Genomic DNA, 15,417 nt, shown 5'->3' with positions numbered 1-15,417 from the left:
CCATAAACCATTAAAAAAAATTATTTTAGCCGCTCCGGATGAATTTTTTTAGGAGACCAGTTAAACCAACCGACGCCGACGATGAACAATTGCTAACCAGTTACCGCCAGCACGGCGACCTGGCGGTTTTGGGCAAGCTTTATGAAAAGCAGATGCCCCTGGTTTATGGTGTTTGCCTGAAATATTTAAAAGATGAAGAGCTGGCGCAGGATGCTGTAATGGGGATATTTGAGGAATTGATCACTAAGGTTAAGCAGCACGATATTAAACAGTTTAAAAGCTGGCTTTACGTGCTTAGCCGCAACTATTGTTTGATGCAGCTTCGCTCGTCAAAAAAAATGGAGGTGATCAGTCTGGATGATGTTATGGAATTTTCGCTGGTTTTGCATCCTGAAGATAATAACCGCGAAGAGGCCCTGCAGGCACTGGAGGGGTGTATAGAAAAGCTTCCTGCTAAGCAAAAACAAACGGTGAGTTTGTTTTATTTAAATGAAAAGTGTTATAAAGAGATTACGGAAATAACCGGTTTTAGCCTTAATGAGGTTAAAAGTTTTATTCAAAACGGAAAGCGTAACCTTAAAATTTGTTTGGAGAAGAAAAGTGGCTAACCACGATGCTGACATAATATTAATTCAAAAGTACCTTAACGGGGAGCTTGATGCCCGTGCTATGCACCAACTGGAAGCTCGTGCGCAGGACGATCCTTTCCTGGCCGATGCCCTGGAGGGTTACGAAAAATCCGGCCGTGGTCAGCAAGCCAATTTAACCGGCTTGAGCAAACGGTTGCGGCAGCGCGTTGAAGAGAAGAAAGTAAAACGCCTGATTCCTTTCCGGACACTGGCCATTGCAGCATCTGTTTTGGTGGTATTTACGATAGGCTGGCTGGTATTTATTAAAACTTCACACGTAGTACAACCACATTTAATGGTTGTTAAGCGTGTTGAAAAAACACCTCCGGTGCAACCGGTGGCGAAAGAAACCACCGCCGCTGCGCAGATGCTGGCTAAGGCATCAACACCGGCGATTCGTTCAAGAACTATTGTTAAAAAGGCAGCCCCGGAGATAACCCGTCACCAGGATGCTGTACCTGTGGTTGCCGAGCCGGCGGCCGATAAGAATGTTATTGCCAATGCTGTTGTGCCAAATGCGGATACAGCTGACAATACTCCGTTAAACGAATTGGTGGTGATGAATTACAGGCCGGCAAAAAAAAACAACGCATTGAATGAAGTGACCGTTGCCAAGCCTTCCCAAAATATTTTGGCACAAATAACGCCTCCGGCCGCAGTTGCCCCGGAGTATAAGCTTAACAGCAAGGCCGATGGGCTAAATTCTGCCCCTGCTGATTTGAGAATGACCTCGCCCGGCTCGCAAAAGTTTTATCTGCAAGGCCGCATTGTCGACGAAATAGACGGCGCGCCGCTGCAAGGTGTATCCATAAAAGCCTATGGTACAAACTTTGGCACAGTTACCGACCGGGATGGAAGATTTAATATTCCGTCAGAGCGTATTAAACGCGGATTTACTGTTAGCCGCTTAGGGTATAATACCGCAAAAATAGGAGCCGCTGCAGCCGGAGGAGATTCGCTGAAAACGATTAGCCTTGCGCCTGCCGATATCCCCACGGAGGCGGCACTATCAAACAACACAAAGAATCCTTCGGTTGCCCATCCTCAAATTGGCTGGAAAAAGTATAACAGGTACTTAAGCGGCGCCTCTGTGTCTCCCGACCGGGAAACAGGGACGGTCTTACTGTCATTTTGGGTAGACAAAACCGGAGCGATCAGCAATGTAACAGTTTTAACCAGCTTGAGCGACGACGCTGATAAAAAGGCTATTGACCTAATAAAAAAAGGCCCGAAATGGGTTGGGAACACTAACGGTAAGCCGGAGCAGGTTGAGCTGGCTATAAACTTCTAAAAAGTGTACGGCCAGAGGCCACATTTGCAGAAACAGCAAAGCCCTCCAAATTTGGAAGGCTTTGTTCCCTTACATGGATTCGAACCACGACAGGCTGAACCAGAATCAGACGTGCTACCGTTACACCATAAGGGAGCGTTAGGGCTGCAAATATACGAAAAAAATAAAAATGCAGATGATTGGGATGTTTTTTATGGCACGGCACCCCGTAGAAAGTCATGATGGGTTACTTAAAAACCTTTAGAATTGAACCCCAAAACCAGCTCTCGTCGGCTTTCAGCATGGCGTCGAAGGTTTTATCAACGTTTTTTGCCAGCTTATTGATGTCCGTAACAGATTTGTGAAAATTTTTGTAAGTAGGGTCTTTGGCATCGCCCTGAACTTTTGAAAGTTCGTCAAGAATTTTGATTACGGGCTCCAGCTCCCGTTTGCGGCGTTCTTTAGCTACCTGCCGGGCAATAACCCACACATCTTTTTCGGCGAAAAAATACTCTTTGCGCTCGCCGGGTTTGTGCTGTTTTTCAACAAGGCCCCAGCCAATAAGGTCGCGCAGAGTCATGTTGGCATTGCCGCGCGATATGCTGAGCTGCTCCATAATTTCCTCGGTGGTTAATGCCTCCGGACTGATCAGCAGTAGTGCATGTACCTGCGCCATGGTGCGGTTAATTCCCCACTCTGATCCCAGCTTGCCCCAGGCTTCGATAAACTTTTGCCTTGCTTCGGTTAATTCCATATAACAAAGGTATCAATCTTACCGAACTTTCAAGAGTTAATGAAAGACAATAAAGTGAGCGAACGGAAATTTTACAGGCAACATAAAGCGCTTAAACATAGCTTGTAAGGCAGCGACCTCAAATTAAAACCCTCAAAACGAAACGGGTGAGCGGGTTTTAAATCTTAATCTTGCGAGTGAGTAAATACGGTAAAATATTAAGATAACTGCGGGAATGCCCAGCCAGTGCCACTGGAATGAGCGCCGGATGTCGCCATGAAACAAATAACAAATGGAATGCCCCAGGCCACAGCCGGGGCACCAGGTTATACCCATCAGCTTAAAAGGGCATAACGAGAAATGAGATTGATCAGATGGATTAGTTAACGCCAATGAAACCATAGCGGCAATCCAAAAGGCAAGTTCGAAATATTTTTTAAAAGCAATCTTAATCAACTTTATTAGGTTTCGTGGTCAGTAATACCGATACGCCCAGTGAAAACAGGATGCCTACCAGCAAGGCGCCAAATATTCTTCCCGAAAAATCCTGAAGGGTGACACCTTCGGGGGCGAACTCAGAAATGAAAATAATTGCGGCTGCCACAGAAACAATGCCACCCACAATCAATATTTTAAAACTCTGCATCAGTGCTTCCAAAAAGCCCATGTGCCCGCCGCACTCGTTTGAGCGGTAACTATAAATTCCGATAAATAAAACGACTAAGGGTATAATTACCGACACGTATTCTATAGGTTTAAGTCCGCTGGTTTGAGGGGAGTAACCAAGGGCATGCATAATAAACATCCAGGCTCCGCTTAAAACGCCTATCAAAAGGCCGAAAATAATAGCATTTTTCATAGTAAAGGTTGTTTCTGGTGGATAGGCGCCAAAGATTAATGAAATGGTCAGAAACTAATCTCTAACCACCAGTCTCTAATCTCTAACCCTAATTTACTATTAAAAGTAATTACAACGCAATATTGTTTGCAATAATTTTGATGATTGAGCCGACCGGCCGTCTCAAAAGCTTTTTTACGTATATTTGCGCCAGTTTTGAATATCCGCGATATATTAGATAGATATAAGGCTGATAACCGGGTAACAGCGTTGGCGGAGGCGCTTAACGCATCAAAAAGTCCGAGAATACAGCTGAGAGGCCTGGTCGGTTCAAGCGATGCCGCCATTGCGGTAGCTTTGTATTTTTTGCAGCACAAGCACATGGTCTTCGTGCTGCCGGAACGTGAGGAAGCGGCTTATTTTCAGGCCGACCTGGAAAACCTTACCGGCAAGGAGGTTCTGCTATTCCCCTCATCTTACAGAAAACCATTTGAATTTACGCAGCCCGACAGCAGCAATGTTCTGGCGCGTGCCGAAGTACTGAACGAGTTGAACCATGCTACCGAATTTGGCCAGCTGATAGTTACTTACCCGGAGGCTTTGGCCGAAAAAGTTATCGACCGTTCATCGCTCGAAAAAAACACACTGGAAATTGCCGTTAACAATAAGCTGAGCATCGATTTTATTAACGAGTTCCTGGTTGAATATGATTTTGACAGGGTGGATTTTGTGTATGAGCCCGGCCAGTTCTCTATCCGGGGTGGTATTGTGGATATATTCTCTTTCTCGCATGACTTGCCCTACCGTGTGGAGTTTTTCGGGGATTTGATCGAATCGATACGCACCTTTGAGGTGGAAAGCCAACTATCGGTTGAACAGGTTAAGAGCATTACGATTGTACCTAACGTGCAGTCGAATTTCCTGACAGAGAACAACATTTCGTTATTGGAATACGTGGATGCCGGCACCCAGGTTTGGATAAAGGATGTGCAGTTTACGCTGGATATTATCCAGACCGGCTATAAAAAAGCTACCGCGCTCTGGAAAGCTTTATCCGCAGAAGAAAAAGAAAAGAACCCTGATTGGATTGACCCGAAATTTGGTTTTACCGACGAGAAACTGATCGCCGACCAGCTGCATGATTTCCCGCTGGTTGAATTTGGCAAACAATTTTTTTACCACGATGCAAAGGAGATCAACTTCGATATGCGGCCGCAGCCGTCATTCAATAAGGACTTTACGCTGCTGATACATAACTTTAAAAATAACGATGCTGATAAGATAGAGAATTTTATCCTGACAGATTCGGCCCGGCAAATAGAGCGGCTTTACGCCATTTTGGATGACCTGGATAAAACGGTGAAATTTACACCGGTAAGCATCGCTATCCGTGAAGGTTTTGTGGACAGGGAACAAAAAATCGCCTGTTATACCGACCACCAGATATTTGACCGATATTATAAGTACAAGCTTAAAAAAGGCTACCAACGCTCGCAGGCCATCACCCTGAAAGAACTGCGTGAGCTAAAGGCCGGCGACTATGTAACCCACATCGACCACGGCATAGGCAAATATGCAGGCCTGGAAAAGGTAGAAGTGAACGGCAAAATGCAGGAGATGATACGGCTGGTTTATGCCGATAACGACCTGCTGTATGTGAACATCAACTCGCTGAACCGTATCAGCAAGTACAGCGGCAAAGAGGGCACCGTGCCGAGGATGAACAAGCTTGGCACCGATACCTGGGAGCGCCTGAAGAAAACCACAAAAAAAAAAGTTAAAGACATTGCCCGCGACCTGATTAAGCTTTACGCCCTGCGTAAAACCAAGCAGGGGAATGCTTTCTCGCCCGACAGCTATTTGCAAACCGAGCTGGAAGCCTCGTTTATTTACGAGGATACCCCCGACCAGGAAAAGGCCACTGCAGACCTGAAAAAGGACATGGAAGCGCCGCACCCGATGGACAGGCTGATTTGCGGCGACGTAGGCTTTGGCAAAACAGAAGTAGCTGTTCGCGCTGCCTTTAAGGCTGTTGCCGACAGCAAACAGGTGGCTATCCTGGTGCCGACCACGATTCTTGCTGCGCAGCATTTTAAAACGTTTTCCGACAGGTTAAAGGGTTTCCCGGCGAATATCGATTATGTGAACCGCTTTAAAAGCAGCAGGCAGATAAAGGAAACACTTGAAAAGCTGAAGGAGGGAAAGATAGATATCATTATTGGCACGCACCGCCTGGTGAGCAAAGACGTTAAGTTTAAAGACCTCGGCCTGATGATTATCGACGAAGAGCAAAAATTTGGCGTATCAACCAAAGAAAAGCTAAAGCAGATGCGTGCCAATGTGGACACGCTGACGCTGACCGCCACGCCAATTCCACGCACGCTGCATTTCTCGCTGATGGGCGCCAGGGACTTATCCATTATCTCTACCCCGCCACCCAACCGTCAACCCGTAGTTACCGAACTGCATGTATTTAACGATACACTCATAAAAGAAGCCGTTGAACACGAGATTGACCGCGGCGGGCAGGTGTTTTTTATCCATAACCGTGTGAGTGATTTGCCGCAGCTTGGCGGTATGATACGCAAGCTGGTTCCAAAGGCCCGTATTGGCATAGCCCACGGTCAGCTGGAGGGGGATGCGCTGGAGGACGTGATGCTGAAATTTGTGAACCATGAGTACGATGTGCTGGTGGCTACAACCATTATTGAAGCAGGCTTGGATATTCCCAACGCCAATACTATTATCATTAACTACGCCCACATGTTCGGCCTGAGCGATTTGCACCAGATGCGCGGCCGTGTAGGCAGGAGCAACAAAAAGGCTTACTGTTACTTGTTGAGTCCGCCGTTATCTACATTAACGAATGAAGCGCGGAAACGCCTGAGCGCCATTGAAGAGTTTAGCGATTTGGGCAGCGGCTTTAACGTGGCTATGCGCGATCTGGATATCCGTGGCAGCGGTAACCTGCTCGGTGCAGAACAAAGCGGCTTTATTGCTGAGATTGGCTTCGAGATGTACCATAAGATACTGGATGAGGCCATACAAGAACTTAAGGAAGACGAGTTTAAAGGCGTGTTCCCCGAGGATAAGCCGCGTCCGTTTATATCTTTCACCCAGATTGATACCGACCAGGAAATATTGATACCCGATGAGTATGTAACCAACGTGTCTGAACGGTATAACCTTTATACGGAGTTATCCAAGCTGGAAAACGAAACCGAACTGCGTGCCTTTGAGCAGCAGCTGCATGACCGCTTTGGCCCGGTGCCGCCCCAGGTTAACGACCTGCTGAATACCATGCGCCTGCAATGGCTGGGTAAGGCTATTGGTTTTGAAAAAATATCTCTCAAGAAAAATGTACTGCGCGGTTATTTTATCACGGATCAGCAATCGCCATACTTTGAAACGGGAGCCTTCCGGAACGTACTAAGCTTTGTGCAGGCCAACCCGCGACGCACCAATTTGAAGGAGGTAAAAAACACCCTACGCCTAAGCATTGATGGCGTAAACAGCATCGATCAGGCAGTTGAAATCTTGAGTGATGTCAGCGAAGTGGCTGTAGTGTAAGTGTATCAGCGTGCCAAATCCATGTTTATTCATTACTTCCGTAAACTTGTTATTTTTGAAGAATATCAAACTTCATTATGCCTGCCCTGCAACCTGTTCAACTCACCCAATCCGAAGCCCGCAAGATCATTATTCATGCTGCCGGCCTGGCGCGGAAAGCGCAGTTTGGCATGGGTGCAGAGGCTGTTTACCAGTTGATTGATCATTTAGGGTTTGTTCAGCTGGACACTAATTATACCGTAGAGCGGGCGCATCACCAGGTGATGTGGTCGCGGGTGCCTGATTATGAACTGGTATGGCTGGACGAGCTGCGGGAAGACGGCCGGATTTATGAATATTTTACCTCTGACGCAGGGTTCATCCCCATGCAGGATTTCCGATTTTCATTGCCGGTAAAAGCGGCTTTTGGCAAACGATGGGACAATCAAACCAAAGCCGAGTCACAATTGGCTAAGCAAGTGCTTGATCGTATTGAACGCGAAGGACCGTTGATGGTAGGCGATTTTGAAAACGACCGTACAGAAGCCAGCTCCGGCTGGTGGGACTGGCGGCCGGCAAAAATAGCGCTGGAAAGACTTTATTTAGGAGGTCATCTGATGATCTGCCGGACGCCGAAATTTCACAAAGTATATGATTTACCGCTGAATTTGGTTCCGCATGAAACGGATTTAACTGAACCTTCGCCACAAGAATATGCCCGCTTTGTAATCCGGCGGACGCTCGGCGCTTTGGGTATCGGCTACGTAAAGGAAATGGCCTGGCGGGCACGGTATGTGAAAGACAACCTTGTAAAAAAAGAACTGCCGAAAATGGTTGAGGAGGGCCTGATTCAAACGGTTATTGTGGAAGGCTTAAAAGGGCCGCTTTACATGCTGCCAGACCAGCCAACTGATATTGAACTGGCCGGTGATGCTTTTATTCTATCCCCTTTTGATATCCTGAATGTATTTCGCCACCGCCTGCGCGACTTTTTTGATTTTGATTACCAGGTGGAATGTTTTGTCCCCGCGCCCAAACGCAAATATGGCTATTTTTCGCTGCCGGTATTGATAGGCGATACTTTTGTGGCGCGCATGGATTCAAAAGCCGACCGAAAAAATAAGGTGCTTATCATCCATAACCTCCATTTTGAGGACGTGACGCTTAGTGAGGACATGATCGGGAAGCTCGCTAATACGCTGAAAGAGTTTATTCATTTTAACCAATGCCGGGATGTGACATTTGCCAAGTGTAACCGGCCTGATTATTTGAATGCTGTTAAGCGTGAATTTTGAGAAACTAAACAATTCCGAAGAAATAGGGTGCAGCTATTTATGACGTGATGACTGCAATCGCTAAGCGTTTTCAGCTTCGGTACCGGCAAAAATTTCTTTACCTTCGGCATATATTTTGCCCCAATCGCACAGGCTTTCTAAAATAGGCACCAAGTCCAGCCCTTTGTTGGTCAATATATACTTTATACCGGTGGGGACCGTACCGGGAACTTCTGCTTTTACCAAAATAGCATGTTTTTCAAGCTCCTTTAACTGTCTCGCCAATACTGTTTCTGATATTTTAGGTAATTTTTTCTGTAACAGGTTGAACCGGTTGCTGCCCTCGTATATGTAATAAACAATTTGAGCCTTCCATCGTCCGCTAATCATGCTTATAGCAGAATTACGCTCGCACACCTGGGATAAAAACTGCTCGTTAGCATAATTTGTTGATTGTTCTTTTCTCATAATCAGCTGGTTGTCGACTAACAATTTTGTTAGTTATTGCGTGCCATTGTGTAGCTGCGCAATTTTGAATAAAAATAAAACAACATTCCTGAACAAAAAACAAATTAATATCTCCTAATGAAAATCAGTATTTATATAGCAATCGCCGCCAATGGCAAGATCTCCAACCAAAGAAATGTACCCGATTGGCTGTCGGCCGAATACGGCCAGGGTTTTGAAGCTATCTGTAAAAAATATAAAGCGGTAATTATGGGCAAAACCACCTATAACATTCTTGCGCCCGATTACCTGCCTCTGAAAACAGACGGCACTACCGTTGTGCTGACAACCAACCCGCACGAGAGGTCAGAAAACTCAACCGTTGTTTTTACACAAGATGGCGCCGGCAAAATAGTGGAAATGCTTGCCGCAAAAGGGCATACGGAAGCTGTAATTATTGGCGGGACCCAAACCATCAGCGAGTTTATAAAAGCCGGAGCAGTAACTGATATTTACTTCGTGATGGAGCCCGTTATTTTTGGAAGCGGCCTGCCGTTTTTAAACGATGTGGATCTGGAATTAAAACTCAATTTATTAGAGGTAACCAAACTGAACAAAAATACTGTTCAGCTTCATTATGAAATACAAAAGTAATCCTGATAGAATAACGAACGTGGAGGCCGCAGCATCTAACTTAAGCCTGGCACAGGTAGCCTGGGTGGTAAAAGATATTACCGCGGCAGAGAGATTTTTTAAGGAAACCCTGGGCATAAGCATCGGCACAATTGAAACAAGTAAGGCCAGCGATTATAACGGCACGTATTATGGAAAGCCGTCAGACGCCGAAAACCTGGTTGCCCATGGCTATTCCGGCGGGGCATATATCGAGCTGATCCAGCCGGTTTCAGGGAACAGTATATTCCGGGATTACCTGAAGAAAAACCCGGCGGGCGGTATTCAGCACCTGGCTTATACCACTTCTGCGGAGGAATTGGACAGGGTTATTGCACAATTTGAGGCCAAAGGCTTCCGGGAGGTAAGCTCTTTTGACACTTCTGTTGCGAAAATTGTTTTTTTTGATACGTCCCGGGAGATCGGTGTAATGACAGAAATATTAGGCCTGACCAAAGAAGGACAGCGTGTTTTTAAAAGATGAAACCGGTAATACAGAAATAGCCAATTGATTTTGAAGAAACAAATAGCCGCCCTATTCAGTTATTGTTAAAAGGAGGAAATTATTATGCCATGGTACAACGGCGACTATCCGCCATCATACAAAAATCAGCCAAAAAAAATACGCGACAAGGCTACAGAAATTGCCAACGAGGTACTGAAGACAACCGGCAACGAAGGCGAAGCAATTGCCACAGGCCTTAAACAGGCCCGCGCGCATTTTGCCAAACAAAAGAATAAATCCTGACAGCAGGGCCTCCCGCGTTACATCACACCGGCATCCTGCAGTACCTCTTTGTTGAGCCTGGCGTATTCGGCATCCCTACTATCTTCGGCAAGTTTTAAGCCGGCTTTAGCCGTAGCTATTGCAGCTTCCTTGTTCCCGGTTTTTAGCTGCAGTCTTGCCAGCCAGTATTTCATGTTATCGGCGGCAGGGTTTGCCTTTTCGGCTTCCTGCATCCAGCCAAGGGCCTGCTCCAGGTTGCGATTGTGGTTATAGCACCAAATAGCCGACATATAATACGGTTTCTTCTCGCCTTTCATCGCTTCCAGAATGTTAGCCATAATGCGGTCGTCGGGGTTATTGGTAAGGTTGAACGACACGCCGGTGTTCTCCCACAATATCTGGAACTTACATTTTTCCTGTGTAACGTCGGCGAATTGTAAAGTGAGCGTCTCTACCTTGCCCGCCAGCTTAAATGGTTTTACTTTAAAGCGGAACAGGTCGTCCTTTTCATCATAGGCGTAGGCGCCCCATTGGGCAGCTTTCTTATTAAAAATGATGGTCCATTCATCAACACCGGGGATAGTGAAAAGTGCATAGGCGCCCGGGGCCAGCGTATGGCCTTCAACCTGTATGGTGTCGGTTAGCTTAATAACGGTAGCATTATTTGCGCCGGTACGCCATACCGCCCCATAAGGCTCCATCCCGCCGAATATCTTGCGGCCTTTGGTATTGGGGCGATAATAAGTAACCGAGATAATGCCAAGACCGAAATCCTGCTCGATGCGCTGACCGGTGCTTGACGCGGGTATCTTCAATTTTATTTCCTGAGCAAATGCCCCGGGCGACAGGGCCAAAAAGGCAATCGCCATAAAAAGTACTTTCTTCATTTTGTAATGATTTGGTTGGGCTAAAGGTAAAAGGTTACCCCGTTTTGATGATACCCCCGCAAGGGGTAAAAGCAAATGGCAAGGCAACTAAATCAGACTCAGCCATAAAATCTTACTAGCCTATTTCTATCATTCGTATCATATGATTATACTCATCTGCCATATATATCTTGCCCGACTAGCTTATCGCCAGGTCGGCCGGCGATTTTAACATGGCCGAGTTCCCCACCCCGTTTGCAAAACCATACTTACCGGTAAGGTTAATTTTTATGAATAGTGGTAGCAGGTTACAGACCCAAGGCGTCCGTAGTTGAAATTACGGACACGAAAAATAAAACGGGAGGATCGAGACGAAATCTCTTCTAGAATGTGAGGCTTAATAAATGAGGGGAATCTGCGGGGGCGGAAAGGATTTGGGAAGGTTTCAAGCCTTCAGCCGAATCTTCCATTCTCCCGGATTTCTGCTTGTGTGGAATACGCCAAAAACTCTTAAATCTTTGCCGTCTATTAAATAATGTATGCCGTAAGGAAATCTTTCTATAAAGTATACCCTGACACCTTTATACCGTTTTTGGTAAATAAGCGGACGTTGAAGAATTCGACGAAAGCCGTCATCAAGGCATTTTTCAAAACCATGCCCCAATCCGGGCAGCCGACTTTCATACCATGAAAATGTATCGAGGATATCCAGCCGGGCCTCTTCAGATATCAATAATTGATACATTAACGGGCTGTGTTTAACTCATTACGGATCGACTCCCAGGTAACAAAGGTAGTCTCGCCTTTTTCGAAACGCTCCAGCCGTCTGTCCAGTTCCTGTTTATGACTTTCAGGTACGGGAATGTTAGTCTGGTCTATGCTATCCCAAATCTTCTCAATCATTGATAACCGCTCATCCACGCTTAAATCTAATATCTCCTGCATTTTCACCATAACGTGCCAGATAATTGTGTATAACAAAGATAGGAAAGCAAAATGTTTTAAATGACAATTTCTTTTCGGTGATTATCTTTATTAATGAGTTCAAGGCTCTACCGATAGTGGAACCTGCGGTGACAGGGATAGCCGTAATCCTGCAAAAGCTTTTAGCCGGGAAACAGGGTTGGCCATCGATGGAGAGGTTGGCTGAGATATGAGGATTGATGGGCTTAGTGGAGATACAGTAACACCAAACCCCCGGATCTCTCCGGGGGCTTAGTTTTTTATAGGGGTATTAACGGGGCAATAATGGCCTATTGGTTTCGTATCACGCCCATTTTCTTTAGCAGCTTGCGGTTTTCGCGGCGGTGGATGAGACGGTAAACCAAAGCATATATTACGGGTAATATCAGTAAGGTGAGGATGGTGGAGGTGATGAGTCCGCCGATGACTACTACGGCCAGGGGCTTTTGTGTTTCGGAGCCTATGCCGGTGGATATGGCGGCGGGCATCAGGCCGATGGCAGCCATCAGGGCGGTCATTACCACGGGGCGCACGCGCGAGATCACCCCATCCAGTATCGCCTCGTTGAGGTGCATGCCGGCCTCCAGATTCTTGCGGAACACGGATATCAGGATCACCCCGTTCTGGATACACACGCCAAACAAGGCAATAAAGCCGATACCTGCCGAGATGCTGAAGTTGATGCCGGTAATGTGCAGCGCCAGTATGCCGCCGATGAGTGCAAAGGGCACGTTAAGGATCACCAGCGAGGCGTCCTTCACGTTGCCGAAGGTAATGAACAGGATCAGGAAGATCACCAGCAGGCAGATGGGCACGACGTGCGCCAGGGTGTTTGACGCGCGGGTTTGGTTTTCAAATTCGCCGGCCCAGGTGGTTGAGTAACCCTGGTCCAGGTGTACTTGCCGGGCTACCTTGGCCTGCGCTTCGGCAATGGTGCTGCCCAGGTCGCGGCCACGGTTTGAGAATTTTACGGCGATGTAGCGGGTGTTGTTATCGCGGTAAATGAATGCCGGACCGGTAATGGTTTTAATAGTGGCAATCTCTTTTATGGCGATCTTGGAGCCGTTAAGCGTGGGCACCATCAGGTTCTCGATCTTCTCCTGCGTATCGCGGAACTCTTTCTGGTAGCGGATACGGATATCGAAACGGCGCTCGCCTTCATACAGCTCCGTAGCAGCCTTGCCGCCTATGGCCATCTCGATAACGGCATTGGCGTCGGCAGTGGCTACGCCGTACAGGGCCATCTTGCGCTGATCGAGCTCGATCCTGAATTCCGGCTGACCGAGGTTGCGGAGCACGCCAAGGTCGTCAACACCTTTTACGGTTTTCAGTACGTTTAGTACCTCGTCGGCTTTTTTATCAAGCACGTCAAAGTCAGGCCCGAATATTTTTACGGCGAGGGCGGCATTCACACCTGCAACGGCTTCCTCTACGTTATCACGAATCGGTTGTGAGTAGTTGAACACTGCGCCCGGAATTTTGGTGAGTTGGTGGTCCATCTGGTCAATCAGGTCGTCTTCAGAAAGGCCGCCGGGCCATTCCTTCTTGTTTTTCAGGTCCACCTGTATCTGTACGTCGAAGAAGCCTTTGGGGTCGGTACCGTCATTGGTGCGGCCTACCTGCGCCAGGGTTTGTTTTACCTCCGGGAACTTGCGGAGGATCTGCATCATCTTCTGATTGATGCTTTCCGCCTCTGGCAACGACACGCTCATCGGCAGTTCGGCTTCTACCCACAATGCGCCTTCGTTCAGGTCGGGCAAAAACTCGGTGCCCAAAAACCTGGCGGAAAAGAAGGTGAGCGCCATAAAGGCAACGGCAACGATCAGGCTTATCTTAGGGTTTTTGTAGGTGTAGTTAAACATCCGGCGGATGCCATTCTCGAAAAATGTAACTACCGGGTTATGCTTTTCTTTTACGTTCTTTCTCAGCAAAATGCTCGAGAGGGCCGGCACCAGCGTAAGCGTAAATATTAGCGCGCCCAGCAAAGCAAAGCCCAGGGTGTAAGCCAGCGGCGAGAACATTTTACCTTCCACCTTCTGGAATGCGAAGATGGGTATCAGGCAGGTGATGATAATCAGCTTGGAGAAGAAGATAGCCTTACCCATCTCGGCGCCTACATTTTTAAACAAGCCGAGCTTGGCCAGGCCGTTAAACTTCTGCATGCCTACCTCTTTGGCCTTATGGTCGAGCGCGACAAAGATGCCCTCCACCATTACCACGGCGCCATCGATAATGATACCGAAGTCTACCGCGCCCATAGAGAGCAGGTTGGCGCTCATGCCTTTTATGCGCATACAGATAAAGGCAAACAGCAGCGAGAGCGGGATAATAATGGCCACGGTAAGCGTGGTGCGCCAGTCGGCCATGAAGAGGAACACGATAACCGTTACCAGGATGATACCTTCCAGCAGGTTATGAATAACCGTTTCGGTACAAAAGTCCATCAGATTGGTGCGGTCGTAAAACGTGTCGATCTTTACATCCCTGGGCAATATGTTATCGTTCAGGTCCTTCACCTTGGCGCGCACCAGGTCGAGCACCCTGGCGGGGTTCTCGCCCTTGCGCATTACAATGATGCCTTCAATTACGTCCTTTTTATTATCACGGCTCACCTGGCCCAAACGCGGCAAACCGGATTCTTTTATCTCGGCTACATCCTTAGCCAGGATGGGCACGTTGTTTACATTTTTAACGATGATGTTCTGTATCTCGCTGATGTTGTTGATCAAACCGATACCGCGCACCACGTAGGCCTGGTCGTTTTTCTCGATCACATCGCCACCTACGTTGATGTTGCTGCGGTTGATGGCGTTGTACACGTCGAGCGAGGTCAAGCCGTATTTCTGCAACATGGCCGGGTTTACGCTTACCTCATAATCTTTTTCCTCGCCACCAAAGCTGTTTACGTCGGCCACGCCGGGAACAGATTTGAACTGACGGTCGAGCACCCAATCCTGTATGGCGGTCAGTTCGTGCAGCGATTTGGTTTTGCTTTTCAGCGTATAACGGTAAATCTCGCCGGTTGGGCCGTAAGGAGGCTCAATTTCGGGTTTTACGCCATCCGGCAGGTCGGCATTGGCCAAACGGCTCAGCACCTGCTGGCGTGCAAAGGCATCATCCACGTCATCATCAAAAATGATACGGGTATAGGATAAACCGAATGCCGATGTGGTGCGCAGGTTTGATTTCTTTTGCACCGAGTTCAGCACCGTTTCGATAGGGATGGTGATGAATTTCTCCACCTCTTCGGCGCTGCGGCCCTGCCATTGTGCTATAATGATGATCTGGGTATTGGTAACGTCGGGGAAGGTCTCGATGGGCGTTTCGGTGTAGCTCCATATCCCTATCACCACCAAAATGGCCGTCATAAAAAACACGAAGTAGCGGTGCCTTAACGAGAAGTAGATTATATTTTTAATGAATTTATTCATTGTCAGGTCGTTCTGTTT

Annotated in this window: 15 protein-coding genes and 1 tRNA gene; 7 read left to right on the top strand and 9 right to left on the bottom strand. The window is 47.4% G+C overall.

Going from position 1 to position 15,417, the window contains the following annotated elements; translation table 11 throughout:
• The first annotated feature begins 38 nt into the window (after positions 1-38).
• Positions 39-608, top strand: a complete 570-nt coding sequence (locus Q3W13_RS07360; RefSeq protein WP_302862544.1) for an RNA polymerase sigma factor — start codon at positions 39-41, stop codon at positions 606-608.
• Positions 538-1,920 carry a carboxypeptidase-like regulatory domain-containing protein gene (locus Q3W13_RS07355; RefSeq protein WP_302862543.1) on the top strand — a complete coding sequence of 461 codons (1,383 nt, stop codon included), beginning with the start codon at positions 538-540 and terminating at the stop codon, positions 1,918-1,920. The genes Q3W13_RS07360 and Q3W13_RS07355 overlap by 71 nt, the downstream gene beginning before the upstream one ends.
• A 64-nt stretch (positions 1,921-1,984) precedes the next feature.
• On the opposite strand, the gene Q3W13_RS07350 is transcribed toward Q3W13_RS07355, so the two are convergent.
• The 4 genes from Q3W13_RS07350 to Q3W13_RS07335 form a co-directional block, all read right to left on the bottom strand.
• Positions 1,985-2,055, bottom strand: a tRNA-Gln gene (locus Q3W13_RS07350).
• Positions 2,056-2,146: 91 nt separating this feature from the next.
• Positions 2,147-2,653, bottom strand: coding sequence for a GbsR/MarR family transcriptional regulator (locus Q3W13_RS07345; protein WP_302862542.1), 507 nt, complete (start codon positions 2,651-2,653; stop codon positions 2,147-2,149).
• 132 nt (positions 2,654-2,785) lie between these two features.
• A complete protein-coding gene (locus tag Q3W13_RS07340; RefSeq protein WP_302862541.1) occupies positions 2,786-3,088 on the bottom strand; it encodes a DUF2752 domain-containing protein in 303 nt (100 codons plus the stop codon).
• Positions 3,081-3,491, bottom strand: coding sequence for a DUF4199 domain-containing protein (locus tag Q3W13_RS07335; RefSeq protein WP_302862538.1), 411 nt, complete (start codon positions 3,489-3,491; stop codon positions 3,081-3,083). The genes Q3W13_RS07340 and Q3W13_RS07335 overlap by 8 nt, the downstream gene beginning before the upstream one ends.
• A gap of 195 nt (positions 3,492-3,686) precedes the next feature.
• Between Q3W13_RS07335 and mfd the strand changes: the two genes are divergently transcribed.
• Positions 3,687-7,040 (top strand): transcription-repair coupling factor, encoded by a 3,354-nt coding sequence (mfd, locus tag Q3W13_RS07330; protein WP_302862933.1) that lies wholly within the window; start codon positions 3,687-3,689, stop codon positions 7,038-7,040.
• Between the two features lie 77 nt (positions 7,041-7,117).
• Positions 7,118-8,314, top strand: a complete 1,197-nt coding sequence (locus tag Q3W13_RS07325) for a winged helix-turn-helix domain-containing protein (protein WP_302862537.1) — start codon at positions 7,118-7,120, stop codon at positions 8,312-8,314.
• 60 nt (positions 8,315-8,374) lie between these two features.
• Here the strand turns inward: Q3W13_RS07325 and Q3W13_RS07320 are convergent, their stop codons facing one another.
• Positions 8,375-8,761, bottom strand: a complete 387-nt coding sequence (locus Q3W13_RS07320) for a helix-turn-helix domain-containing protein (protein ID WP_302862536.1) — start codon at positions 8,759-8,761, stop codon at positions 8,375-8,377.
• A 117-nt stretch (positions 8,762-8,878) separates the two neighbouring features.
• On the opposite strand from Q3W13_RS07320, the gene Q3W13_RS07315 reads away from it, so the two are divergent.
• The 3 genes from Q3W13_RS07315 to Q3W13_RS07305 all read left to right on the top strand — a co-directional run bounded on the left by Q3W13_RS07315 (position 8,879) and on the right by Q3W13_RS07305 (position 10,160).
• Positions 8,879-9,394 carry a dihydrofolate reductase family protein gene (locus Q3W13_RS07315; protein ID WP_302862535.1) on the top strand — a complete coding sequence of 172 codons (516 nt, stop codon included), beginning with the start codon at positions 8,879-8,881 and terminating at the stop codon, positions 9,392-9,394.
• Positions 9,378-9,896 (top strand): VOC family protein, encoded by a 519-nt coding sequence (locus Q3W13_RS07310; RefSeq protein WP_302862534.1) that lies wholly within the window; start codon positions 9,378-9,380, stop codon positions 9,894-9,896. The genes Q3W13_RS07315 and Q3W13_RS07310 overlap by 17 nt, the downstream gene beginning before the upstream one ends.
• 84 nt (positions 9,897-9,980) lie before the next feature.
• Positions 9,981-10,160 carry a hypothetical protein gene (locus Q3W13_RS07305; protein ID WP_302862533.1) on the top strand — a complete coding sequence of 60 codons (180 nt, stop codon included), beginning with the start codon at positions 9,981-9,983 and terminating at the stop codon, positions 10,158-10,160.
• Between the two features lie 17 nt (positions 10,161-10,177).
• On the opposite strand, the gene Q3W13_RS07300 is transcribed toward Q3W13_RS07305, so the two are convergent.
• From Q3W13_RS07300 to Q3W13_RS07285, 4 genes are all read right to left on the bottom strand, one after another.
• Entirely contained in the window at positions 10,178-11,026 is an 849-nt protein-coding gene (locus tag Q3W13_RS07300) for a DUF2911 domain-containing protein (protein ID WP_302862532.1), read from the bottom strand.
• 424 nt (positions 11,027-11,450) lie between these two features.
• Positions 11,451-11,750: a type II toxin-antitoxin system RelE/ParE family toxin gene (locus Q3W13_RS07295; protein ID WP_302862531.1), complete on the bottom strand. Its 300-nt coding sequence runs from the start codon at positions 11,748-11,750 to the stop codon at positions 11,451-11,453.
• Positions 11,750-11,959: an addiction module protein gene (locus tag Q3W13_RS07290; RefSeq protein WP_302862530.1), complete on the bottom strand. Its 210-nt coding sequence runs from the start codon at positions 11,957-11,959 to the stop codon at positions 11,750-11,752. Before Q3W13_RS07290 ends, Q3W13_RS07295 begins: the two co-directional genes overlap by 1 nt.
• Before the next feature lie 299 nt (positions 11,960-12,258).
• A complete protein-coding gene (locus tag Q3W13_RS07285; RefSeq protein WP_302862529.1) occupies positions 12,259-15,399 on the bottom strand; it encodes an efflux RND transporter permease subunit in 3,141 nt (1,046 codons plus the stop codon).
• Between the last annotated feature and the right edge of the window lie 18 nt (positions 15,400-15,417).

Origin of the sequence: Mucilaginibacter sp. L3T2-6, from assembly GCF_030519355.1 — a bacterium.
In the GTDB taxonomy this organism is placed as follows: domain Bacteria; phylum Bacteroidota; class Bacteroidia; order Sphingobacteriales; family Sphingobacteriaceae; genus Mucilaginibacter.
Note: the sequence above shows the minus strand (reverse complement) of the source record. Positions and strands in the feature narration are given on the sequence as shown.

What these genes read in the sequence shown, in the direction of transcription:
- Q3W13_RS07360 (WP_302862544.1), top strand. Translation starts at nt 39, where the DNA reads ATGAATTTTTTTAGGAGACCAGTTAAACCAACCGACGCCGACGATGAA.
- Q3W13_RS07355 (WP_302862543.1), top strand. Translation starts at nt 538, where the DNA reads ATGAGGTTAAAAGTTTTATTCAAAACGGAAAGCGTAACCTTAAAATTT.
- Q3W13_RS07345 (WP_302862542.1), bottom strand. Translation starts at nt 2,653, where the DNA reads ATGGAATTAACCGAAGCAAGGCAAAAGTTTATCGAAGCCTGGGGCAAG.
- Q3W13_RS07335 (WP_302862538.1), bottom strand. Translation starts at nt 3,491, where the DNA reads ATGAAAAATGCTATTATTTTCGGCCTTTTGATAGGCGTTTTAAGCGGA.
- Q3W13_RS07325 (WP_302862537.1), top strand. Translation starts at nt 7,118, where the DNA reads ATGCCTGCCCTGCAACCTGTTCAACTCACCCAATCCGAAGCCCGCAAG.
- Q3W13_RS07320 (WP_302862536.1), bottom strand. Translation starts at nt 8,761, where the DNA reads ATGAGAAAAGAACAATCAACAAATTATGCTAACGAGCAGTTTTTATCC.
- Q3W13_RS07315 (WP_302862535.1), top strand. Translation starts at nt 8,879, where the DNA reads ATGAAAATCAGTATTTATATAGCAATCGCCGCCAATGGCAAGATCTCC.
- Q3W13_RS07310 (WP_302862534.1), top strand. Translation starts at nt 9,378, where the DNA reads ATGAAATACAAAAGTAATCCTGATAGAATAACGAACGTGGAGGCCGCA.
- Q3W13_RS07305 (WP_302862533.1), top strand. Translation starts at nt 9,981, where the DNA reads ATGCCATGGTACAACGGCGACTATCCGCCATCATACAAAAATCAGCCA.
- Q3W13_RS07300 (WP_302862532.1), bottom strand. Translation starts at nt 11,026, where the DNA reads ATGAAGAAAGTACTTTTTATGGCGATTGCCTTTTTGGCCCTGTCGCCC.
- Q3W13_RS07295 (WP_302862531.1), bottom strand. Translation starts at nt 11,750, where the DNA reads ATGTATCAATTATTGATATCTGAAGAGGCCCGGCTGGATATCCTCGAT.
- Q3W13_RS07290 (WP_302862530.1), bottom strand. Translation starts at nt 11,959, where the DNA reads ATGGTGAAAATGCAGGAGATATTAGATTTAAGCGTGGATGAGCGGTTA.
- Q3W13_RS07285 (WP_302862529.1), bottom strand. Translation starts at nt 15,399, where the DNA reads ATGAATAAATTCATTAAAAATATAATCTACTTCTCGTTAAGGCACCGC.